This window comes from Siccibacter colletis, from assembly GCF_000696575.1.
Classification (GTDB): Bacteria; Pseudomonadota; Gammaproteobacteria; order Enterobacterales; family Enterobacteriaceae; genus Siccibacter; species Siccibacter colletis.
The window spans coordinates 1-20,766 of record NZ_JMSQ01000026.1; the positions used below are offsets into that span (position 1 = coordinate 1).

A 20,766-nucleotide genomic window follows, 5' to 3' on the forward strand; every position below is an offset into this window, starting at 1 on the left:
GAAGGTGTTTTGGTGTTGGATTTGAGAGATTTTCAGCTTGAGACGGATTAAAGCTTATGGCCGCGAGGCGGTAAGCGAACAGAATTTGCCTGGCGGCTGTAGCGCGGTGGTCCCACCTGACCCCATGCCGAACTCAGAAGTGAAACGCCGTAGCGCCGATGGTAGTGTGGGGTCTCCCCATGCGAGAGTAGGGAACTGCCAGGCATTAAATTAACATACCTGACCAGAACTTCAGGGCAGTTCACTACTCGACAGAGAGTAGGACAAAAGCGAAGCTTTTGAACGTTGCGCAGCAACGGCCCGAAGGGTGAATCGCACAGCGATTCATAAACTGCCAGGCATCAAATTAGCAGTAAACCGGAGTGACATCCGGTGCAGTGACGAAATTCGGTGGAGCGGTAGTTCAGTTGGTTAGAATACCTGCCTGTCACGCAGGGGGTCGCGGGTTCGAGCCCCGTCCGTTCCGCCACTTTTTGATAAGCCCTGAGCGTATGCTCAGGGCTTTTTCTTTTTTCTATGCTTCAACTCACCCCCTTATATCCTCATATTCCCTTCTTTTATTGCGCTTAGCGCAAAACTCTTCTCAAATTATGCCTCTTTATCACCATAACCAGACGGGTGACAATCGTTTCAAGAACAGCGTAAACGAAAAGAAGAGGTAGTAATGACAGTTCCTGAATTTGGTCTTGGGACCTTCCGCCTGCAAGAGGATGTGGTTATCGCATCTGTAAAAAATGCACTCGAAATGGGCTATCGCGCAATCGACACCGCACAGATTTATGGCAATGAAGCAGAGATAGGGCAGGCCATCAAAGAGAGTGGCGTGGCGCGTAACGATCTCTTTATCACCACCAAAATCTGGACCGAAAATCTCAGCAAAGAGAAATTAATTCCAAGCCTTAAAGAGAGCCTGGAAAAATTGCGTACCGATTATGTCGATCTGACGCTGATCCACTGGCCATCGCCGGGCGATGTCGTACCGGTTGAAGAGTATATGCAGGCGCTACTGGAAGCAAAACAGCAGGGCTTAACTCGCGAAATTGGCATTTCTAATTTCACGATCGATCTGATGACGCACGCAATCAATGCCGTAGGCGTAGAGAATATCGCAACCAACCAGATTGAGTTATCTCCCTACCTGCAAAACCGTAAAGTTACAGAGTGGGCGAGGGCGCACGGCATTCATATCACATCCTATATGACACTGGCGTATGGGAAGGCACTTAAAGATGACGTGATTATCCGCATTGCGGAAAAACACAATGCTACTCCCGCGCAGGTTATCCTGGCATGGGCGCTGGCGATGGGGTATGCCGTCATTCCTTCCTCAACCAAACGTGAGAACCTGGCAAGCAATCTTAACGCGACGACTCTCAAGCTGGACGCTAGAGATATGGCATCGATTGACGTGCTGGATTGTAACGATCGCCTGGTCAGCCCGGAGGGACTGGCTCCCGCCTGGGATTAACCCTCCTCTTTATGCCCATCCTCTGTTACAGCCCCGTCCGGGGCTGTTTCACATGTTCACTCATAAAATCGATTAATGCCCGGATCCGCGTACTCACTGCTCGATCGCTGTAGTAGACCGCGCTGAAAGGCATCTCCACCGGCAAACGTTGCTCGGCCAGAAGTTCAACCAGCGCGCCGCTGGCAATCTCCCGATCGATCATATAATCCGACAAACAGGCAATGCCATTTCCCGTTATGCAGAGTTGTTTCAGCGTTTCGCCGCTGTTAGACGATAACCCGACGTCCACTTCCAGCAACTGCCCATCCGCCTGAGCGACAGGCCAGCGGTTAAGCGATACCGGCTCGGTAAAACCGAGGCACAGATGATCGTTAAGCTCTTCCACGCTGGCAGGCGTTCCGTGGCGCGCAAGATAATCCGGAGAGGCGATGATCTTTCGATAACTGGTGAACAGCGGCCGCGCACGCAGGCTGGAGTCAGTCAACGTTCCCGCCCGGATTGCGACATCAACTTTACGCTCGATCAGATTAATAAAGGTTTCGGAGGACACCAGCGACAGCGTCATCTCCGGGTAGCGCTCGCGAAACGGCCTGATAAGCGGCATGAGAAAATGCAGCACCACGGGCGTTGCGGCATCAATGCGCAGCAAACCTCGCGGTGTCTGACGCGACTCCATCAGTTCATTCTCAGCGGCCGCCATCTCCTGCAGAACGTGCTGTACCCGTCGGAAATAGCGATGTCCTTCTTCGGTAAGGCTGAGCTGCCGCGTGGTGCGGTTTAGCAGGCTGACGCCAAGCTTCATCTCCAGCTTTTTTACCGTCCTGCTCACTGCCGAGTTGGCCTGACCGAGTTGTTCGGCGGCCCGGCTGAAACTACCGCTCTCTACCACAGCGACAAACACGGTCAGCTCTTCGGAACTCGCTTTCATTGTTGCTCCTCAGGCAAAATTCTATTGAGACTTTGAATATTTTTGTTATTTAAGCACGGTAGCATACTGAGCGCCATCAAATGCAACCTGTATGGAGTACATTATGCCGCTGGCATTACTGGCGCTGACGATCAGCGCTTTCGCAATTGGCACCACCGAATTTGTTATTGTTGGGCTGGTGCCGACTATCGCAGAGCAGATGGGAATATCGTTACCCTCTGCCGGCTTACTGGTATCGATTTATGCGCTGGGTGTCGCCATTGGCGCACCGGTTCTGACGGCGCTGACTGCGAGGCTTCCCCGTAAGCAACTGCTGATCCTGCTGATGGCGCTGTTCACCGCCGGGAATCTGCTGGCCTGGCTGGCGCCGGGCTATAACACCCTGGTGGTGGCGCGTCTGCTGACCGGCCTGGCACATGGCGTATTCTTCTCGATTGGTTCGACGATTGCCACCGGTCTGGTCGCCCGCGAGAAAGCCGCGTCGGCCATCGCGATCATGTTCGGTGGGCTGACTGTCGCACTGGTCACCGGCGTGCCGCTGGGAACCTTTATCGGCCAGCATTTTGGCTGGCGGGAAACCTTCCTCGCGGTCGCGGGACTCGGCGTCATTGCGCTTATCGCCAGTATGCTTCTCATCCCGAAAGCGATTCCGATGCAGCCAGTGGCGGGCCTGAAAGCGCAATTAAGCGTACTGACGCATCCGCGCCTGCTGATGATCTATGCTATTACCGCGCTGGGCTATGGCGGCGTATTCACCGCCTTTACCTTCCTGGCACCCATGATGCAAAGCCTGGCTGGCTTCTCGCCATCAGCCGTAAGCTTTATTCTTCTTGGCTATGGTGTGGCCGTCGCGATCGGCAATATCTGGGGCGGCAAGCTGGCAGACAAACAGGGTGCGATTCCTGCCCTGACGCTGATTTTCGCCGCACTTGCCGTATTGCTGCTGATCTTCCAGTTCACGGTCAGTATTCACTACGCCGCACTGGTCACGGTGCTGGTAATGGGCATTTTCGCGTTTGGCAATGTGCCGGGTCTTCAGGTGTATGTGGTGCAGAAGGCGGGAGAGTACGCGCCGGGTGCGGTTGACGTCGCCTCTGGTCTGAATATCGCAGCCTTTAACGTCGGCATTGCGCTCGGCTCAATCGTTGGCGGTCAGACGGTCGAACATTATGGCCTCGCCAGCACGCCCTGGATCGGCGCAGTTATCGTCGCGGTCGCACTGATTCTGACGATTATTAGCGGCCGTCTCGATAAGAAAAACGCGTCTGTAGCGCAGTGGAAGCAGGCGTAGCTGCCTGGCTGCTTGCTAAAACAAACCATAACGTCGTTGAAAGTGTGAGCTAAAATCCCTATAACTGAGGAACCGCCTGATTTCCCGGGCGGTTCATGTTACAGAGGTTTGAAGCCAAACGTGCGAAAAACGACTTATGCCATGCGCTACATTGCCGGACTGCCAGCGGAGAGGATTCTGCCGCCGGGCTCATTCGCGAGTATTGGCAAGGCGTTACCCGCCGGTGCGCCACTCCCGGGCCCTGATGTGCTTCGGGTACTGGTGTGGAATATCTTTAAGCAGCAGCGAGCTGAATGGCTGTCGGTGCTGCAAAACTTCGGCAAAGATGCGCATCTGGTGCTGCTCCAGGAAGCGCAAACCACGCCCGAGCTGGTGCAGTTTGCTACCTCAAACTACCTTGCCGCCGATCAGGTTCCCGCGTTTGTTCTGCCGCAGCACCCTTCCGGGGTGATGACCCTTGCTGCTGCGCACCCGGTGTACTGCTGCCCGCTGCGCGAGCGCGAACCTATTCTTCGCCTGTCCAAATCAGCACTGGTTACGGTTTATCCGCTGCCCGATGGCCGCATGCTGATGGTTGTGAATATTCACGCCGTCAATTTCAGCCTCGGCGTGGACGTCTACAGCAAGCAGCTACTGCCGATTGGCGATCAGATTGCGCATCACAATGGTCCGGTGATCATGGCGGGAGATTTTAATGCCTGGAGCCGACCGCGCATGAACGCGCTGTTCCGCTTTACGCGCGATATGTCACTGCGCCAGGTGCGGTTTACCGATGACAATCGCCGACGGGCCTTTGGCCGTCCGCTAGATTTTGTCTTCTATCGCGGTCTTAACGTCAGCGAAGCCTCGGTGCTGGTCACCCGCGCCTCCGATCACAATCCACTACTCGTCGAATTCAGTCCCGGCAAACCTGAGAAATAAAGGTAAGTCAGGTCTGCCGTAGGGCAGATCTGACGCTGCCCTATTTTTCTCAGCTGCAAGGACACCATCATGACAACGCACTCCCATCAGCATCACGTCGACAACCAGTTCGGAGAGCAGGCGCAGGCTTATCTCACCAGTCAGGTCCACGCCAACGGTAACGATCTTGAGCGTCTGAAGGAAAAACTCGCGGCATGGCCAACCGCACAGCTGCTGGATATTGGCTGTGGGGCAGGGCATGCCAGTTTTGCCGCGGCCGGGCTGGTGGCGCACGTCACGGCTTACGATCTTTCAGCGCGGATGCTTGATGTGGTTAGCAATACAGCGCGCGAGCGTAATATTGCTAATCTCGATACCCGCCAGGGCGTGGCCGAACAGTTGCCGTTCGACGATAACAGTATGGACGTGGTAATAAGCCGCTATTCAGCGCACCACTGGCAGGATCCCGGTATGGCGCTGCGGGAAGTGCGTCGCATCCTGAAGCCAGGCGGTCATGTGATATTTATGGATATCCTGTCGCCGGGGCAGGCGGTGCTGGATATCTGGCTGCAGACCGTGGAAGCGCTGCGGGATACCTCGCACGTGCGGAATTATGCCAGCGGTGAGTGGCTGTCGATGTTTACCAGCGCGGGACTGGCGGTACAGGGCATTACTACCGACCGTCTGCGGCTGGAATTCGCCTCGTGGATTGCACGTATGCGCACGCCTGCTGTGATGGCAGAGGCGATTAGGGCCTATCAGGAAAGTGCGGCGGATGAGGTGAAGCGCTATTTCGCGCTGGAAGATGACGGTTCGTTTTGCAGCGATATCATTATGATTGAAGCCATAAAGTACGCATAAAAAGAAAAAGGCACCGGGGGAAGTCGGTGCCTTTTTTGTTCTGTCAGGAATCAGGTCGGCTGTCGTTTTTCACAAACAGCGTGATCTGATCGCCCGGTTGCAGTTTGTCTGTTCCCGTGTTCCAGCGCATCACGTCTTTGATATTGACGCCGTGTCGTTTTGCGATGCTCGAAAGCGAATCGCCTTTACGGACGCGGTACGTGATGCTGTCGTCGTTCTTCGCCAGGCGCCCTGCGCTGCTGGTATTGCTACCAACGTTTAACGTCTGGCCGATTTTCAGGCTTGCGCCTTTCAAACCATTCCAGCGTCGCAGTTCGGCCGTGGTCACGTTTAAACGTGACGCAATGCCTGAAAGCGTATCGCCGGAGCGAACGGTGTAGGCACGGCTGCCGGTATCATCGTTATTCGCGAGAATAGCCGGTTGAACAGCTTCAATTTCGTTAGCGGCCAGCGAGCTTCGCAGCTGCGCGGCGTGCTTACGAGGAACCATAACGTACTGCGGACCGCTTGCGCCCAACGTAGCGCCTTTAACGCCTGCGTTGAAGGTTTTCAGTTTTTTCACTGAAATCCCGGCCATCTCTGCCAGCTGCTCCATCTCTACCGGATTACTGACCGGAACGCGCGCCAGTGCACGGCTCTCATCAGTGGTCGGCAAGCTTACGCCGTAACGCTCGCTGTTTTTGAGAATGTCGCTTAATGCCAGCATTTTCGGTACGTATATTTTGGTTTCCAGCGGCAGTGAGAGCGACCAAAAGTCTGTGGGTTTACCACGCGCTTTATTCGCTTTCATTGCCTTCATAACCCGACCTTCACCACTGTTATAGGCGGCAACGGTGAGTAACCAGTCGCCGTCAAACATGCGGTTAAGACGCTGCATCATATCCAGTGCCGCGGTGGTGGAAGCCACTACGTCACGACGCGCATCATAGCTGCGGGTCTGCTTCAAACCATAATTGCGCCCTGTGCTCGGTATGATCTGCCAGATGCCTGCGGCATTGGCGCCAGACGTCGCGTGCGGGTCAAAAGCGCTCTCCACTATGGGTAGTAGTACCAGTTCCATGGGCATGTTACGTTTCTTAACTTGCCCTGCTATCCAGTACATATACGGCTCTGCCCGTAATGTTACATCGTGGAGATAGCTCTTATTTTTTAAATACTTCTGCTTCTGTTCGCGAATCCGGGCATTTTCCGGAATTCCCATCTTTAGCTCGTCGCCAATGAAAGCCCACAAGTTTTGATCGTCTGCCAGAGTGGACGCGTTGTCCATCCAGAAGCCGTTTCGGCTTGCCAGCTTTCCTGCTTCCCCTTGACCAGCCGCAGAAAGGCTCTGTGCGTGCTGTTGGACATTACCATCGCGCTGTTGCGCCTGGCACCCAACAAGCAAGACAGAGGCGAGTAAAATCGCTTTTGCCTTCATGTGTGTGTCAATAGTTGCTTAAAAGACGAGCGATGATAACTGCGATGTTTCGCGAACACAAGTATGAATTCAGAAGTTATCTTTCTTTGCCCGTAACCAGCCGAAAACATGCTCAGGTTGTTGCAAAGATGTTTCTGCGTTAATTTTGTTAATTAATACATAATCTTGCGTTCTGAGGAACAGATTAATTTTGCGCTCGGTTTTTAATAAAGTGGGCAGCGTAATTTGATTTTTTGCCCGTAACTCCTTCACTTCTCGGTAATATTGGGAAATTGCTTCATCCTCAGGAAGAATATGCGCCGCAAACTTAAGATTACTTAATGTATATTCGTGCGCGCAGCAGACTAACGTCTCTTCCGGTAACGCATTTAATTTCTCGAATGACTGGTACATCTGCTCTGGCGTGCCTTCAAACAGTCGGCCACAGCCACCGGAAAACATCGTATCGCCACAGAAAAGATAAGGCGCGCTAAAAAAACAGATATGTCCTAAAGTGTGGCCCGGGGTGGCGATAACGCGAAAGTTGTGATCTAAAACTGAAACGTTATCTCCTTCCGCAACGATTATCTTCGCCCCTTTCTCCCGGGTCTCTTCCGGCCCATACACCGCCAGGCCTGGGTAACGAGCCAGCAGCTCCGGTACGCCGCCGGTGTGATCGTTATGATGGTGCGTCAGCAGAATCGCTTCCGGCTGCCAGCCGTTTTGCGCAATAGCAGCCAGTACCGGTGCCGCTTCGCCGGGATCGACGATCAGGCAGCGGCCAGCGTCGTCGTTCAGTACCCAGATGTAGTTGTCCTGTAAAGCGGGAATGCTGGTAAGATTCATAAAACACCTCTCAAGCGTTAGGGAAGGTAGTAATGAAAACGGCAAGGATACCTCAAAAACTGACGTCTCCATCCCGCTGGGATGAGCTGCCGGCTGGCGAGCACTATCGCCTGGCGCTGGAAAACCAGCTTCAGCCCTGGCTGGCGAAAATGTATGGTTTTCATCTGCTTAAAATCGGCAATATGAGCGCGGAAATCAATACCGAGGCCTGCGCCATTTCGCACCAGGTGAATGTGTCCCTCGGCGGCGATCCGCATCAGGTGATTGCCGATCCGCTCCAGTTGCCTTTCGCCGCGAAGTCGGTGGATGCCTGCCTGCTGGCCCATACGCTACCGTGGTGCCACGACCCGCACGCGCTGTTGCGTGAAGCTGACCGGGTGTTGATTGATGACGGCTGGATCGTCCTGAGCGGTTTTAACCCACTGAGCCTGGTCGGGATGACGAAGCTGGTGCCGTTCAAACGTAAGCGACCACCCTATAATAGCCGCATGTTTACCATGATGCGCCAGCTGGACTGGCTGGCGCTGCTGAACTTTGAAGTGTTATATCACGGGCGTTTCCAGGTGTTGCCCTGGACCCGGCAGGGCGGGCGTCTGTTGAGTACGCATCTGCCCGCGCTGGGGTGTATGCAGCTTATTGTGGCGCGCAAGCGCACCATTCCGCTGACGCTTAACCCGATGAAAGCCCGCAAAGCCAAAGCCTCGCTGCGCCAGACGGTGGGTGCGACGCGGCAGTATCGAAAACCTTAACTCTCCTGCGGGAGGTAGCCTGTGTCTTCCTGCGTGGGATTTTCCGCCGCGCTGCGTGCCAGCACATCGCAGCGTTCGTTCTCCGGGTGACCGGCATGGCCTTTTACCCACTCCCACTGGATTTTATGCTGGCTCAGGGCGGCATCAAGACGCTGCCAGAGATCGACATTTTTTACCGGCTTTTTATCGGCCGTTTTCCAGCCGCGTTTTTTCCAGTTATGGATCCACTGGGTGATCCCCTGGCGCACGTACTGGCTGTCGGTGCTCAGCACCACGTCGCAGTGCTCGCGTAGCCCCTCCAGCGCCACGATGGCCGCCATCAGCTCCATGCGGTTGTTGGTGGTCAACCGGTAACCGGCGCTGAACTCTTTTTCATGTTGTTTGTAGCGAAGAATTGCACCGTAGCCGCCCGGTCCTGGGTTGCCGAGGCAGGAGCCATCGGTGAAAATTTCTACCTGTTTGCGCATCTCTGGTAGACTTCCTGTGATTAAAACGCCAAGTCTGACATAAACGAAGCCCATGAGCACAGCAATTACACGACAGATCGTCCTCGATACCGAAACCACCGGTATGAACCAGATCGGTGTCCACTATGAAGGGCACCGGATTATTGAAATTGGCGCGGTAGAGGTGATCAACCGCCGCCTGACCGGGAATAACTTCCACGTCTACCTGAAGCCCGACCGGCTGGTGGACCCGGAAGCGTTCAACGTGCACGGTATTGCCGACGAATTTCTGATGCACCAGCCGCTGTTCGGCGACGTGGTGGATGATTTTATCGACTACATCCGCGGGGCCGAGCTGGTCATCCATAACGCGTCGTTCGATATCGGCTTTATGGATTACGAGTTCAGCAAGCTCAACCGCGGCATCCCGAAAACCGAGACCTTCTGTAAGGTCACGGACAGCCTGGCGATGGCGCGCAAAATGTTCCCCGGCAAGCGCAACAGCCTGGATGCGCTCTGCTCGCGCTACGAAATAGACAACACCAAGCGTACGCTGCACGGGGCGTTACTCGACTCCCAAATTCTGGCCGATGTCTATCTGGCGATGACCGGCGGGCAGACGATCATGTCGTTTGCTATGGAAGGGGAGTCGCCGCAGCAGCAGGGTGAAGCCGGGATCCAGCGCGTGGTGCGTCAGGCCTCCCGCCTGCGCGTGATCGCCGCCAGCGACGATGAGCTGATGGCTCACGAATCGCGTCTCGATCTGGTGGAAAAGAAGGGCGGTAGCTGCCTCTGGCGCGCATAAAAAAATCGCCGGTCGCGCGGAAAATAACCGTGCGGGCGATTTTTAGAGCAAACGATTAAATTCGTGAGAAAAAGCGTTGACGCGGATCGGGGCAAACCGTAATATTCGCCTCGTTCCAGCAATGGAACAATGCGGAGCGGTAGTTCAGTTGGTTAGAATACCTGCCTGTCACGCAGGGGGTCGCGGGTTCGAGCCCCGTCCGTTCCGCCACTATTCAGAAGGCCTGAATCAGCAATGATTCAGGCCTTCGTCATTTCTGCGTGCCGCTCGCCTCTTTCTGCAACGAGGCGAGGGGAGACTAGCGCAGCGTAAACGGGTCGGCGTCCTGCCAGGCCGGGAATTTCTCACGATACGCGTTCAGCGCCTCCAGCGACAGTTCGGCATCAATACGCATCGCTTCATGCGGCGTGGCTGTCGCCAGCATCTCACCCTGCGGGCTGATAATGGCGCTGTCGCCGCTGTAGCCATGCCCGTTGCCGTCGGTGCCGACGCGGTTGCAGCCCGCCACGTAAGCCTGATTTTCGATGGCCCGCGCCAGTAACAGCGCCTGCCAGTGCAGCGCACGCGGAGCCGGCCAGTTTGCTACGTAGAGCGCCAGATCGTAATCGTTCTGATTGCGTGACCACACCGGGAAGCGCAGGTCGTAGCACACCAGCGGCAGTATGCGGAACCCGCGCCATTCGATAATGACGCGCGCCTCTCCGGCCTGATAATGATGATGTTCATCGGCCATGCGGAACAGATGGCGCTTATCATAGTGATGCAGCGTGCCGTCCGGCTGCACCAGCAGGAAACGGTTCACCGGGCCGCGCTCGGTCTGCAGCGCCGCGCTGCCGGCAATCATCGCATTGGTGTGGCGCGCTTTCTCCTGCATCCAGGCCACCACCTCCTGCTGCGGCATCGACTGCTGCGCCGCCTCCATTGCAAAACCAGTAGTAAACATTTCCGGTAGCAGGATCAGATCCCGCCCGTGCAGGTCTGCCAGCAGGGTATCAAAGTGGCGAAGGTTGGCCGGACCGTCCATCCAGACCAGCGGTTGTTGCAGCACAGAGAGTGATAAGCCTGACACGTGAGTAGCTCCGTAGTGAACCGTGATTCCCCACTATATGAGAAAAGCGCCGGAAGGTGCCAATAAAAAACCCCGCACCAGGCGGGGTTTGAGGCTAGTCGGGTGAGGAATTACGCGGCTTCGATAGCGCGAACCTCAGCCTGCGGCTTTACCGGCTGGGTCGCCAGCGCATCAAAGTCAAACTCGTCGACGTTAATGCTGCGCAGACGGCTCTCCTCGGCTTTGATCAACACGTTGGCCTCCTCCTGGGTAATGAACCCTTTCGCCATCGCGTCGTTCGCCAGCGCATCCAGGCGGGTGAACGGCAGATTTTTACCCAGCTCTTTGCAGATACGCACGTGGATGGGTTCGGCGGCCATCACATCTGCCAGCGCGGCTTCCAGCAGCCCCATCGCATTATGTTCGCTCGGCGTCAGATACTGACCGCGACCAATGCGTGAGCGGGTAGCGCACGGCGTCTGAATAATTTTCGCCAGCTGGTGGTCGAGCTTATCCGACGGCGCGGTAAAGCGACGACCGAGCGGGAAGATCACCAGACGCATCAGCCCTGCCACACCTCCATTCGGGAAGTTACGCAGCAGGTCGTCCAGCGCCTGCTCGGCCTGATGCAGCGCATCCTGCACGCCCCAGTGCACCAGCGGCAGATCCGCTTCGTGACGGCCTTCGTCCTCGTAACGCTTCAGCGCGGCCGACGCCAGATAGAGCTGGCTCAGCACATCACCGAGGCGCGCCGAGATGCGCTCGCGGCGTTTCAGGCTGCCGCCGAGCACCGCCATCGAAATGTCCGACATCAGTGCAAGGTTGGCGCTGACGCGGTTGATGTGCTGGTAGTAGCGGCGCGTCGCATCCCGGGTCGGGGAGCGGCTGGTCAGGCCGTTGGTCAACCCGAGCCAGAAGCTGCGCATCATGTTGCTGCCTACGTGGCCGATATGGCTGAACAGCAACTGGTCGAAGGCATTGAGATCGTTGCTTTGCGCCGCGGCCATCTCTTCCAGCACATAGGGATGGCAGCGAATAGCGCCCTGACCGAAGATCATCATGGTGCGGGTCAGGATATTCGCCCCTTCCACGGTAATGGCGATCGGTGCGCCCTGATAGGCCCGCGCGAGGAAGTTGGACTCGCCGAGCATGATGCCTTTCCCGCCGGCGATATCCATTGCATCAATAATTGACTGCTGGCCGCGGTGGGTACAGTGATACTTCACGATAGCCGACAGCACCGCCGGTTTTTCGCCGAGCATAATGCCGTAGGTGATCAGCGAGGCCGCCGCGTCCATCACGTAAGCGTTGCCCGCAATGCGTGCCAGCGGCTCTTCGATACCCTCCATCTTACCGATGGAAACTTTAAACTGGCGGCGGATATGGGCATAGGCCCCGGTTGCCAGCGCAATGGATTTCAGGCTGCCGGTAGAGTTGGACGGCAGGGTGATACCGCGGCCAACAGAGAGGCATTCCACCAGCATACGCCAGCCCTGGCCGGCCATTTTCGGGCCGCCGATGATGTAATCAATCGGGACGAAGATGTCATTGCCGCGGGTTGGACCGTTCTGGAACGGCACGTTAAGCGGGAAGTGGCGTTTACCGATCTCCACGCCCGGGGTGTTGGTCGGGATCAGCGCGCAGGTAATGCCCGGCTCGGCATCATCGCCTAACAGATGGTCAGGATCGGAGAGCTTGAACGCCAGCCCCAGCACGGTGGCGATGGGTGCCAGGGTGATGTAGCGTTTGTTCCAGGTCAGGCGCATGCCCAGCACCTGCTGGCCCTGCCACTCGCCCATGCACACCACACCGGTATCAGGAATCGCGCCCGCATCGGAGCCGGCTTCCGGGCTGGTGAGTGCGAAGCAGGGGATCTCCTGGCCACGCGCCAGACGCGGCAGGTAATGATCCTTTTGCTCCTGGGTGCCGTAGTGTTGCAACAGTTCACCCGGCCCTAACGAGTTCGGTACGCCGACGGTAATCGCCAGAATGCCCGATACCCCGGCCAGCTTCTGCAGCACGCGCGCCTGGGCGTAAGCGGAAAACTCCAGCCCGCCGTACTCTTTCTTGATAATCATCGCAAAGAAGCGGTGCTCTTTCAGATACGCCCACAGCTCCGGCGGCAGGTCCGCCATCTCATGGGTGATCTGGAAATCATTCGCCATGCGGCAGGCTTCTTCTACCGGGCCATCGATAAAGGCCTGCTCTTCCGCGGTCAGCGTTGGCTGCGGGTAATTGTGCAGTTTCTGCCAGTCAGGGTTGCCGCGGAACAGATCGCCTTCCCACCAGGTGGTCCCGGCGTCAATGGCCTCTTTCTCGGTACGCGACATCGGCGGCATCACTTTACGGAAGCTGCGGAATGCCGGGGCAGAGAACAGTGATTTGCGCAGCGGGGCGACGTTGAACGGCACCAGCAGGATCGCCACCGGGATCAATACCCACAGCGACCAGAGTCCGGCGAAGCCCAGCGCCGCGGTCCACGTCAGCAGAATGGCGCTGCTGAGCAGCAGGCCGACGCGATGGTAAAAGAGCACACCGATCAGCGCGATGGTGGCAACGATACTCAACATCATCATAACGAAAAGCTCCCTTGCTTGTAGGAGGTCTGACCACTTGTGATGATATGGTTGTAGTGGATGTTATGTTCTTTAGCAATGTGTTCACAAAATAATTACAACCTGGTTCACATTGTTGCCGCACGGAAAGGCAAAACTGCGGTGCGGCGGCAGGCGTAGCGCTTCTCGCTCAGGACGCTATCCGGTACACTTGCCCGGACTCTATTTTTAATGCTGAAGGATATCCTCATGTACCAGGATCTTATTCGTAACGAGCTGAATGAAGCCGCAGAAACGCTGGCTAACTTCCTGAAAGATGAAGCCAACATCCACGCCATCCAGCGTGCGGCCGTACTGCTGGCAGACAGCTTCAAAGCGGGCGGGAAAGTGCTCTCCTGCGGGAACGGCGGTTCACACTGCGATGCGATGCACTTCGCGGAAGAACTGACCGGGCGCTACCGCGAAAACCGTCCGGGCTACCCGGCGATTGCGATCTCCGACGTCAGCCATATCTCCTGCGTCAGCAATGACTTTGGCTACGACTACGTGTTCTCGCGCTATGTGGAAGCGGTGGGCCGTGAAGGCGACGTGCTGCTGGGTATCTCCACCTCCGGCAACTCCGGCAATGTGATCAAAGCCATTGAAGCCGCGCGTGCCAAAGGCATGAAGGTCATCACCCTGACCGGGAAAGACGGTGGCAAAATGGCGGGCAGCGCCGACATCGAAATTCGTGTGCCACACTTTGGTTATGCAGACCGTATTCAGGAGATCCACATCAAAGTGATCCACATCCTGATCCAGCTGATTGAAAAAGAGATGGTCAAAGCCTGATAAGGCTCATCTGTTGGTCATGCTGACGCCGGGCGGTGTATTGACGCTGCCCTGTGCGGATGCCTTATGAGGTGAACTATGTGCGAATTGCTCGGGATGAGCGCCAACGTGCCAACCGATATCTGCTTTAGCTTTACCGGCCTCGTTCAGCGTGGCGGCGGCACCGGGCCGCACAAAGATGGCTGGGGCATCACCTTCTATGAAGGCAAAGGCTGCCGCACCTTCAAAGATCCGCAGCCGAGTTTCAATTCCCCCATCGCCAGGCTGGTGCAGGAGTACCCGATCAAATCCTGCTCGGTGATTGCCCACATTCGCCAGGCGAATCGCGGCATGGTGGCACTGGAGAATACCCACCCCTTCACCCGCGAGCTGTGGGGCCGTAACTGGACCTACGCCCACAACGGGCAGCTCAGCGGCTACCGCAGCCTGCAAACCGGTCAGTTCCGCCCGGTGGGCGAGACCGACAGCGAAAAAGCATTCTGCTGGCTGCTGCATCAGCTGACCCAGCGCTATCCGCGCACTCCAGCCAAAATGGACAGTGTGTTTCGCTTTATCGCCACGCTTGCCGCGCAGCTGCGCGAAAAAGGCGTGTTCAACATGCTGCTGTCCGACGGGCGCTACGTGATGGCGTTCTGTTCAACGAATCTGTTCTGGATCACCCGCCGCGCGCCGTTTGGCAAAGCCACGCTGCTGGATCAGGATGTGGAGATTGATTTTGTGCAGGAGACCACACCGAACGATGTGGTCACTGTGATTGCCACTCAGCCCCTGACGGGCAACGAAACCTGGCAAAAGATTATGCCTGGCGAGTGGGCGTTATTCTGTCTTGGGGAGCGCGTAGTTTGACACCAGCTGCGGGTGCACCGGCGTGCTGGCAAGCGGCTTGCTGACCACGTAGCGGCCTTCCGGCGACACCGATACCACCGGCGGCTGGCGGGTCTGCACGAAGTAGTCGTAGCCCGGCTTCAGCTGTTTCCAGAAGTCGCTGTAGTAGGAGTACTTGTGACGCGCCATATTGGCATCGGTCATGCGGAATGGATAGATGCTCACCTGAACCTGCGGCTGACCGAAGATCAGCGCGGCGGTGACATACTGGAAAATCTCATCAATCCCGGAATCAGTCATGGCGTAGCAGCCTACTGACACACAGGCTCCGTGGATCATCAGGTAGTTACCCTGGTAGCCGTGGGCGCGGTCATAGGCGTTCGGGAAGCCGATATTAATCGCTTTATAGAAACGGCTGTCCGGCTTGAGCTGGTTGCGCTGGACGCTGTAGAACCCTTCCGGGCTTTTAAAATCGCCCTGGCGCTGTTTCGGGCCAAGCCCACCGGAATAATTGCAGATGCGGAAACTGTCCAGCAGTTGATACTGCTCGCCCATCTTCACGTAAAGCTCAAGGGTGCGCTCTTCTTTAAAGATCTGAACATAAACCGGCGAGCCCATAAGCTGCTGTTTATATTCTTTGCTAAGCGATGAAGCTGAACTGTTGCTTCCGGTCAGCGCGGCAAATGATACGCACGGGATGAGAAGCATCGCAATGAATAATGCGATTTTACGCATACTGCTTATTTCCTTGATAAAGCTGAAACCACTGCCGGGACGGCAAGAGAGACCCAGAATCAGACAATTCTGTAATGGAGCGCTCACATTAGCAGCAATAAAGATTTTCGCAACAGCCGGAACAGATGTTTTCATTGCCGCGCATAGTTATACCCTGGGCAGATGACATTTTCAGCGTCGGGCTGGCGTTTTGAGTCATAAAAAAAGCAACAAATAATGAATGAGTTAGTTCTTAACGCGCGCTATTTCCGGGGAATAAAAGACGCGGCGGTCATATTCTATTTCTGGACAACCTTTGCAACCCAGAGGCGGGCATAATCCGGCACTTCTTATTTAAACGCGTTTGCCTGTATACTTATCCAGTAAAGGTGAGGGTAGGGTATGCGTAAAATCATTCACGTTGATATGGACTGCTTTTTCGCGGCGGTAGAGATGCGCGATAATCCAGCCCTGCGCGATATTCCGTTGGCTATTGGCGGTAGCCGCGAGCGGCGCGGGGTGATCAGCACCGCCAATTACCCGGCGCGTAAATTCGGCGTGCGCAGCGCCATGCCCACTGCCACCGCGCTAAAGCTCTGCCCGCACCTGACGCTGCTGCCGGGCCGTTTCGATGCTTATAAAGAAGCCTCGGCGCAAATCCGCGATATCTTTTCCCGCTATACCTCCCTGATTGAACCGCTCTCGCTCGATGAAGCCTATCTTGACGTCACCGACAGCGTGCACTGCCACGGCTCGGCAACGCTTATGGCTCAGCAGATCCGCGCCACTATCTATAATGAAACCGGACTGACCGCCTCGGCGGGCATCGCGCCGGTGAAGTTTCTCGCCAAAATCGCCTCGGATCTCAACAAGCCCAACGGCCAGTACGTGATTACCCCCGATGCCGTGCCCGACTTTTTAAAAACGCTGCCGCTGAGCAAAATCCCCGGCGTCGGTAAAGTCTCCGCCGGTAAGCTTGAGGCGATGGGGCTGCGCACCTGCGAGGACGTTCAGAACAGCGACCTGGCCCAGCTGCTCAAGCGCTTTGGTAAGTTTGGCCGGGTGCTGTGGGAGCGCAGCCAGGGCATCGACGAGCGCGAAATCAGCAGCGACCGACAGCGTAAATCGGTGGGTGTCGAACGTACCCTGGCGGAAGATATTCATGAATGGGCGCAGTGCGAAGCGATTATCGAGCAGCAGCTTTACCCCGAGCTGGAGCGTCGTCTGCGCAACGTTAAGCCCGACCTGCTGATTGCCCGTCAGGGGGTGAAGCTCAAGTTCAATGATTTCCAGCAAACCACCCAGGAGCACGTCTGGCCGAAGCTGAATAAGGACGATCTCATCGCGACAGCGCGTAAGACCTGGGACGAACGGCGCGGCGGGCGCGGGGTGCGGCTGGTGGGGTTACACGTTACGCTGCTCGACCCGCAAATCGAACGTCAGCTGCTGCTGGGGCTTTAAAATGTGCTTACCAGGCAGGTAAGCGCCCGCACACCCGGAAGTAAAAATAAACAAGGGCGGGGATCGCCCCGCCCTTCGTCGTAGCCAACGCGCTTATTTCGCCGGAATAGCTTTCAGCAGCGCGGTCAGCAGGGTCCAGTAGTGGCCCACGCTTTCGATGTGCACCTGCTCGTCCGGGGAGTGGGGACCGGTGATGGTCGGCCCGATGGAAACCATGTCCATCTCCGGGTACGGCTTTTTGAACAGCCCGCATTCCAGGCCCGCGTGGATCACCTGAATGTTCGGCGTTTTGTCGAACAGACGCTGGTAAGTTTCGCGCACCAGCGCCATCACCGGTGAACTGGCGTCCGGCTGCCAGCCAGGGTAGCTGCCTTTGGCGTCGGTCTGTGCACCGGCCAGCGCGCCGAGGGACTCCAGCATGCTCACCACGTACTCTTTACCGCTGTCGATCAGCGAGCGGATCAGGCAGATAATTTGCGCATTCTGCTCGTCCATGGTCACCACACCGACGTTCAGGGAGGTTTCCACCACGCCTTTCGCTACGTCTGAGTTGCGGATCACGCCGTTCGGCGTGGCGTTCAGCAGCTGAACAAACGCATCGCGTGACGCGGCGGTCAGTGCAGCGCGATCGCTCTGCGCCGCTTCCAGCACCACGGTCAGGTTCTTCTCTTTTTCCGCCAGTTCGTTTTTCAGGATCGCCAGATAGTCCTCTGCCAGGGTTTTCAGGCTCTGGGCTTTATCAGCAGCCACGGCCACGGTAGCAAAGGCTTCACGCGGAATGGCATTGCGCAGGGTGCCGCCGTTGAAATCCACCAGCCGCAGATCCAGCTCCGCGGCGTGGCCTGCCAGGAAGCGCGCCAGCAGCTTGTTGGCGTTACCCAGACCGAGGTGAATATCGCCGCCGGAGTGGCCGCCTTTCAGTCCTTTCAGGGTCAGTTTGAAAGTCTGGAAACCGGCCGGAACCGCTTCGCGCTGCAGCGCCAGGGTAGAGATGAAATCAATCCCGCCCGCGCAGCCCATGTAGATCTCACCCTCTTCTTCAGAGTCGGTGTTGATCAGGATGTCTGCCTGCAGCCAGCCAGCCTGCAGACCAAACGCGCCGTCCATGCCAGCTTCTTCGGTCATGGTCAGCAGCACTTCCAGCGGACCGTGCTCGACGCTGTCGTCAGCCAGCACCGCGAGCGCGGACGCCATACCAATGCCGTTATCCGCACCCAGCGTGGTGCCGCGCGCTTTCACCCACTCGCCGTCAATCCACGGCTGAATTGGATCTTTGGTGAAGTCGTGCACGGTGTCGTTGTTTTTCTGCGGCACCATATCAAGGTGCGCCTGCAGCACGACCGCTTTGCGGTTTTCCATGCCTGCGGTCGCAGGTTTGCGGATCAGGATGTTGCCAACCTGGTCGCGCTCGGCGTGCAGCCCTTTTTCCTGCGCCCAGCCCATGATGTGGTTTGCGAGTTCTTCTTCATGGTAAGACGGGTGCGGAATGGAGCAGATTTTGGCAAAAATATCCCACAGCGGCTGCGGCGAGAGCTGAGACAGTTCAGACACGTTAAGTCTCCTTGAGGTAGACCGGGCAAATTAGCGACGGGTCACAGGTTTAGCAGATAAACACGGGCGTTATTCGGCCCAGGATGGTGAAGTCGAGAATACCATTTTTCGCTGCGAGGGATAGTCCCGCAGGCGTAAAATCCATAGCCGCCGCCGCTCAACACTGGTTTTTAGCGCGTCAGATCTCTATAATCTCGCGCAACCAATTCCCCCTTGAACACTTTTTACGCCGTTTTTTAACAGGCCGGGACACTTCACATGAGCGAAAAATACGTCGTCACCTGGGATATGTTGCAGATCCATGCACGCAAACTGGCAAGCCGCCTGATGCCCTCCGAGCAGTGGAAAGGCATTATCGCCGTCAGCCGCGGTGGACTGGTGCCGGGCGCGCTGCTGGCGCGTGAACTGGGTATTCGCCATGTCGATACCGTATGCATCTCCAGCTACGACCACGATAACCAGCGCGAGCTGACCGTGCTTAAGCGTGCGGAAGGCGACGGCGAAGGCTTTATCGTGATTGACGATCTGGTCGATACCGGCGGCACCGCGGTCGCTATCCGCGAAATGTACCCGAAAGCGCACTTCGTCACTATCTTCGCCAAGCCAGCTGGCCGCCCGCTGGTGGACGACTACGTGATCGACATTCCGCAGGACACCTGGATTGAGCAGCCGTGGGACATGGGCGTGGTCTTCGTGCCGCCGCTGTCAGGCCGCTAATCGTATAGAGTTGTAAATAACGCCCGGCTTTGTCCGGGCGTTTGTTTTATTTAGCGCGGGTGAAGTTACAATAACGATTCGTGAGCTTGTAATGGAGTGAAAGCACGATGACCCAGGCTAACCTCAGCGAGACCCTGTTTAAACCGCGTTTCAAACACCCTGAAACTTCCACCCTCGTCCGCCGCGTTCAGCACCATCAGGGGCTGGCCGTACAGTCGGCGCTCGACGGCAAAAACGTGCCGCACTGGTATCGCATGATCAACCGCCTGATGTGGGTATGGCGCGGCGTCGATCCGCGTGAAATCCTCGAAGTGCAGGCGCGCATCGCCGCCAGCCAGACGGACCGCACCGACGATGAGCTGTTTGATACCGTCATCGGCTACCGCAGCGGCAACTGGATCTACGAGTGGTCGAAACAGGCGATGCTCTGGCAGCAGCGCGCCAGCAGTGCTCAGGACGAGCTGCAAAAAGGGCGTGACTGGCTGATGGCTGCCAACCTCTACAGCATTGCCGCCTATCCGCATCTCAAAGGCGATGACCTGGCCGAACAGGCTCAGGTGCTGGCCAATAAAGCCTATGAAGAAGCCGCCCCGCGCCTGGCGGGTGAGCTGCGCGAGCTGGAGTTCCCGGTTCCCGGCGGCAGCCCCATCACCGGCTTCCTGCATCTGCCGAAGGGCAGCGATGGCCCGCATCCCACGGTGCTGGTGTGCGGCGGCCTGGACGCGCTGCAGAGCGACTACCATACCCTGTTTGAGCGCTACCTCGCACCGGCAGGCATCGCCATGCTTACCATCGACATGCCCTCGGTGGGTTTCTCTTCAAAATGGAAGCTGACCCAGGACTCCAGCCAGCTGCACCAGCACGTGCTGCAGGCCTTGCCGAACATTCCCTGGGTGGATCACACCCGCGTCGCGGCGTTCGGTTTTCGCTTCGGGGCCAACGTCGCGGTACGGCTGGCTTACCTCGAATCCCCGCGCCTGAAAGCCGTCGCCTGCCTTGGGCCGGTCGTGCATCATCTGCTGAGCGATACTGCCCGGCAGGATAAGGTGCCGGAGATGTATATGGACGTGCTCGCCAGTCGTCTTGGGATGTATGACGCTTCGGATAATGCGCTGCGCGTCGAACTCAACCGCTATTCGCTGAAAACCCAGGGGCTGCTGGGTCGCCGCTGCCCGACGCCGATGCTTTCCGGCTACTGGAAAAACGATCCCTTCAGCCCGCCGGAGGAGTCGCGTTTAATCACCTCGTCATCTGCCGACGGCAAACTGCTGGAGATACCGTTTAATCCGGTGTACCGCAATTTTGACCGCGCGCTACAGGAAATTACCGACTGGATCGGCCATAGATTGCGTTAATGGATTGCTAAATTTCATT

The 20,766-nt window shown here is 56.9% G+C and carries 18 protein-coding genes, 2 tRNA genes, 1 rRNA gene and 1 pseudogene; 14 read left to right on the forward strand and 8 right to left on the reverse strand.

The window, feature by feature from the left end; all coding sequences use genetic code 11:
* Positions 1–88: 88 nt before the first annotated feature.
* From rrf to dkgB, 3 genes are all read left to right on the forward strand, one after another.
* A 5S ribosomal RNA gene (rrf, locus tag ET34_RS0117115) occupies positions 89–204 on the forward strand.
* 188 nt (positions 205–392) lie between these two features.
* Positions 393–469: transfer RNA gene (locus ET34_RS0117120), tRNA-Asp, on the forward strand.
* Positions 470–664: 195 nt separating this feature from the next.
* Positions 665–1,468 (forward strand): 2,5-didehydrogluconate reductase DkgB, encoded by an 804-nt coding sequence (gene dkgB / locus ET34_RS0117125; protein ID WP_031524099.1) that lies wholly within the window; start codon positions 665–667, stop codon positions 1,466–1,468.
* On the opposite strand, the pseudogene yafC reads toward dkgB, so the two are convergent.
* Positions 1,465–2,396 (reverse strand): annotated as a pseudogene (gene yafC, locus ET34_RS0117130) (DNA-binding transcriptional regulator YafC). The gene dkgB and the pseudogene yafC overlap by 4 nt on opposite strands.
* A 103-nt stretch (positions 2,397–2,499) precedes the next feature.
* Between yafC and ET34_RS0117135 the strand changes: the two are divergent.
* The 3 genes from ET34_RS0117135 to ET34_RS0117145 all read left to right on the forward strand — a co-directional run bounded on the left by ET34_RS0117135 (position 2,500) and on the right by ET34_RS0117145 (position 5,448).
* On the forward strand, positions 2,500–3,687 hold the full coding sequence (locus ET34_RS0117135; RefSeq protein WP_031524102.1) for an MFS transporter: 1,188 nt from the start codon (positions 2,500–2,502) through the stop codon (positions 3,685–3,687).
* A 120-nt stretch (positions 3,688–3,807) separates the two neighbouring features.
* Positions 3,808–4,608, forward strand: a complete 801-nt coding sequence (locus tag ET34_RS0117140) for an endonuclease/exonuclease/phosphatase family protein (protein WP_072002057.1) — start codon at positions 3,808–3,810, stop codon at positions 4,606–4,608.
* A gap of 69 nt (positions 4,609–4,677) precedes the next feature.
* Entirely contained in the window at positions 4,678–5,448 is a 771-nt protein-coding gene (locus tag ET34_RS0117145) for a class I SAM-dependent methyltransferase (RefSeq protein ID WP_031524106.1), read from the forward strand.
* Between the two features lie 43 nt (positions 5,449–5,491).
* On the opposite strand, the gene mltD is transcribed toward ET34_RS0117145, so the two are convergent.
* Together mltD and gloB are read right to left on the reverse strand one after the other, a co-directional pair.
* Complete coding sequence (gene mltD / locus ET34_RS0117150; RefSeq protein ID WP_031524108.1) at positions 5,492–6,865, reverse strand: murein transglycosylase D; 1,374 nt, start codon at positions 6,863–6,865, stop codon at positions 5,492–5,494.
* Between the two features lie 69 nt (positions 6,866–6,934).
* Complete coding sequence (gene gloB, locus ET34_RS0117155; protein WP_031524110.1) at positions 6,935–7,690, reverse strand: hydroxyacylglutathione hydrolase; 756 nt, start codon at positions 7,688–7,690, stop codon at positions 6,935–6,937.
* A gap of 32 nt (positions 7,691–7,722) precedes the next feature.
* Between gloB and ET34_RS0117160 the strand changes: the two genes are divergently transcribed.
* Positions 7,723–8,439: a class I SAM-dependent methyltransferase gene (locus ET34_RS0117160; protein ID WP_031524112.1), complete on the forward strand. Its 717-nt coding sequence runs from the start codon at positions 7,723–7,725 to the stop codon at positions 8,437–8,439.
* On the opposite strand, the gene rnhA is transcribed toward ET34_RS0117160, so the two are convergent.
* Positions 8,436–8,906, reverse strand: a complete 471-nt coding sequence (gene rnhA, locus ET34_RS0117165; RefSeq protein ID WP_031524114.1) for a ribonuclease HI — start codon at positions 8,904–8,906, stop codon at positions 8,436–8,438. The genes ET34_RS0117160 and rnhA overlap by 4 nt on opposite strands.
* A 52-nt stretch (positions 8,907–8,958) precedes the next feature.
* Here rnhA and dnaQ point away from each other — a divergent pair, with 52 nt between their 5' ends.
* A complete protein-coding gene (gene dnaQ / locus ET34_RS0117170; RefSeq protein ID WP_031524115.1) occupies positions 8,959–9,690 on the forward strand; it encodes a DNA polymerase III subunit epsilon in 732 nt (243 codons plus the stop codon).
* A 133-nt stretch (positions 9,691–9,823) separates the two neighbouring features.
* A tRNA-Asp gene (locus ET34_RS0117175) sits at positions 9,824–9,900 on the forward strand.
* Between the two features lie 88 nt (positions 9,901–9,988).
* Here the strand turns inward: ET34_RS0117175 and ET34_RS0117180 are convergent.
* Together ET34_RS0117180 and fadE are read right to left on the reverse strand one after the other, a co-directional pair.
* Positions 9,989–10,759, reverse strand: coding sequence for an amidohydrolase (locus ET34_RS0117180; protein ID WP_031524117.1), 771 nt, complete (start codon positions 10,757–10,759; stop codon positions 9,989–9,991).
* Between the two features lie 110 nt (positions 10,760–10,869).
* Positions 10,870–13,314, reverse strand: coding sequence for an acyl-CoA dehydrogenase FadE (fadE, locus tag ET34_RS0117185; protein ID WP_035891687.1), 2,445 nt, complete (start codon positions 13,312–13,314; stop codon positions 10,870–10,872).
* Between the two features lie 228 nt (positions 13,315–13,542).
* Here fadE and lpcA point away from each other — a divergent pair, with 228 nt between their 5' ends.
* Complete coding sequence (gene lpcA / locus ET34_RS0117190; RefSeq protein WP_031524120.1) at positions 13,543–14,124, forward strand: D-sedoheptulose 7-phosphate isomerase; 582 nt, start codon at positions 13,543–13,545, stop codon at positions 14,122–14,124.
* A gap of 78 nt (positions 14,125–14,202) precedes the next feature.
* On the forward strand, positions 14,203–14,970 hold the full coding sequence (locus ET34_RS0117195) for a class II glutamine amidotransferase (protein WP_031524122.1): 768 nt from the start codon (positions 14,203–14,205) through the stop codon (positions 14,968–14,970).
* Here ET34_RS0117195 and dpaA read toward each other — a convergent pair.
* A complete protein-coding gene (gene dpaA / locus ET34_RS0117200) occupies positions 14,941–15,684 on the reverse strand; it encodes a peptidoglycan meso-diaminopimelic acid protein amidase (RefSeq protein ID WP_031524124.1) in 744 nt (247 codons plus the stop codon). The genes ET34_RS0117195 and dpaA overlap by 30 nt on opposite strands.
* Before the next feature lie 381 nt (positions 15,685–16,065).
* Between dpaA and dinB the strand changes: the two genes are divergently transcribed.
* On the forward strand, positions 16,066–17,124 hold the full coding sequence (dinB, locus tag ET34_RS0117205) for a DNA polymerase IV (RefSeq protein ID WP_031524125.1): 1,059 nt from the start codon (positions 16,066–16,068) through the stop codon (positions 17,122–17,124).
* A gap of 93 nt (positions 17,125–17,217) precedes the next feature.
* On the opposite strand, the gene pepD is transcribed toward dinB, so the two are convergent.
* Positions 17,218–18,675, reverse strand: a complete 1,458-nt coding sequence (pepD, locus tag ET34_RS0117210) for a cytosol nonspecific dipeptidase (RefSeq protein WP_031524127.1) — start codon at positions 18,673–18,675, stop codon at positions 17,218–17,220.
* 258 nt (positions 18,676–18,933) lie between these two features.
* Here pepD and gpt point away from each other — a divergent pair, with 258 nt between their 5' ends.
* Both gpt and frsA read left to right on the forward strand, forming a co-directional pair.
* Positions 18,934–19,392 carry a xanthine phosphoribosyltransferase gene (gene gpt / locus ET34_RS0117215; RefSeq protein WP_031524129.1) on the forward strand — a complete coding sequence of 153 codons (459 nt, stop codon included), beginning with the start codon at positions 18,934–18,936 and terminating at the stop codon, positions 19,390–19,392.
* 107 nt (positions 19,393–19,499) lie between these two features.
* Positions 19,500–20,747 carry an esterase FrsA gene (frsA, locus tag ET34_RS0117220; protein ID WP_031524130.1) on the forward strand — a complete coding sequence of 416 codons (1,248 nt, stop codon included), beginning with the start codon at positions 19,500–19,502 and terminating at the stop codon, positions 20,745–20,747.
* The last annotated feature ends 19 nt before the right edge of the window (positions 20,748–20,766 follow it).

Excerpts from the sequence above, each read along its gene's own strand:
- ET34_RS0117160 (WP_031524112.1), top strand. The coding sequence starts at position 7,723 with ATGAAAACGGCAAGGATACCTCAAAAACTGACGTCTCCATCCCGCTGG.
- ET34_RS0117145 (WP_031524106.1), top strand. The coding sequence starts at position 4,678 with ATGACAACGCACTCCCATCAGCATCACGTCGACAACCAGTTCGGAGAG.
- dnaQ (WP_031524115.1), top strand. The coding sequence starts at position 8,959 with ATGAGCACAGCAATTACACGACAGATCGTCCTCGATACCGAAACCACC.
- gloB (WP_031524110.1), bottom strand. The coding sequence starts at position 7,690 with ATGAATCTTACCAGCATTCCCGCTTTACAGGACAACTACATCTGGGTA.
- fadE (WP_035891687.1), bottom strand. The coding sequence starts at position 13,314 with ATGATGATGTTGAGTATCGTTGCCACCATCGCGCTGATCGGTGTGCTC.
- ET34_RS0117135 (WP_031524102.1), top strand. The coding sequence starts at position 2,500 with ATGCCGCTGGCATTACTGGCGCTGACGATCAGCGCTTTCGCAATTGGC.
- dinB (WP_031524125.1), top strand. The coding sequence starts at position 16,066 with ATGCGTAAAATCATTCACGTTGATATGGACTGCTTTTTCGCGGCGGTA.
- gpt (WP_031524129.1), top strand. The coding sequence starts at position 18,934 with ATGAGCGAAAAATACGTCGTCACCTGGGATATGTTGCAGATCCATGCA.
- dkgB (WP_031524099.1), top strand. The coding sequence starts at position 665 with ATGACAGTTCCTGAATTTGGTCTTGGGACCTTCCGCCTGCAAGAGGAT.
- mltD (WP_031524108.1), bottom strand. The coding sequence starts at position 6,865 with ATGAAGGCAAAAGCGATTTTACTCGCCTCTGTCTTGCTTGTTGGGTGC.
- lpcA (WP_031524120.1), top strand. The coding sequence starts at position 13,543 with ATGTACCAGGATCTTATTCGTAACGAGCTGAATGAAGCCGCAGAAACG.
- frsA (WP_031524130.1), top strand. The coding sequence starts at position 19,500 with ATGACCCAGGCTAACCTCAGCGAGACCCTGTTTAAACCGCGTTTCAAA.
- ET34_RS0117195 (WP_031524122.1), top strand. The coding sequence starts at position 14,203 with ATGTGCGAATTGCTCGGGATGAGCGCCAACGTGCCAACCGATATCTGC.
- dpaA (WP_031524124.1), bottom strand. The coding sequence starts at position 15,684 with ATGCGTAAAATCGCATTATTCATTGCGATGCTTCTCATCCCGTGCGTA.
- rnhA (WP_031524114.1), bottom strand. The coding sequence starts at position 8,906 with ATGCGCAAACAGGTAGAAATTTTCACCGATGGCTCCTGCCTCGGCAAC.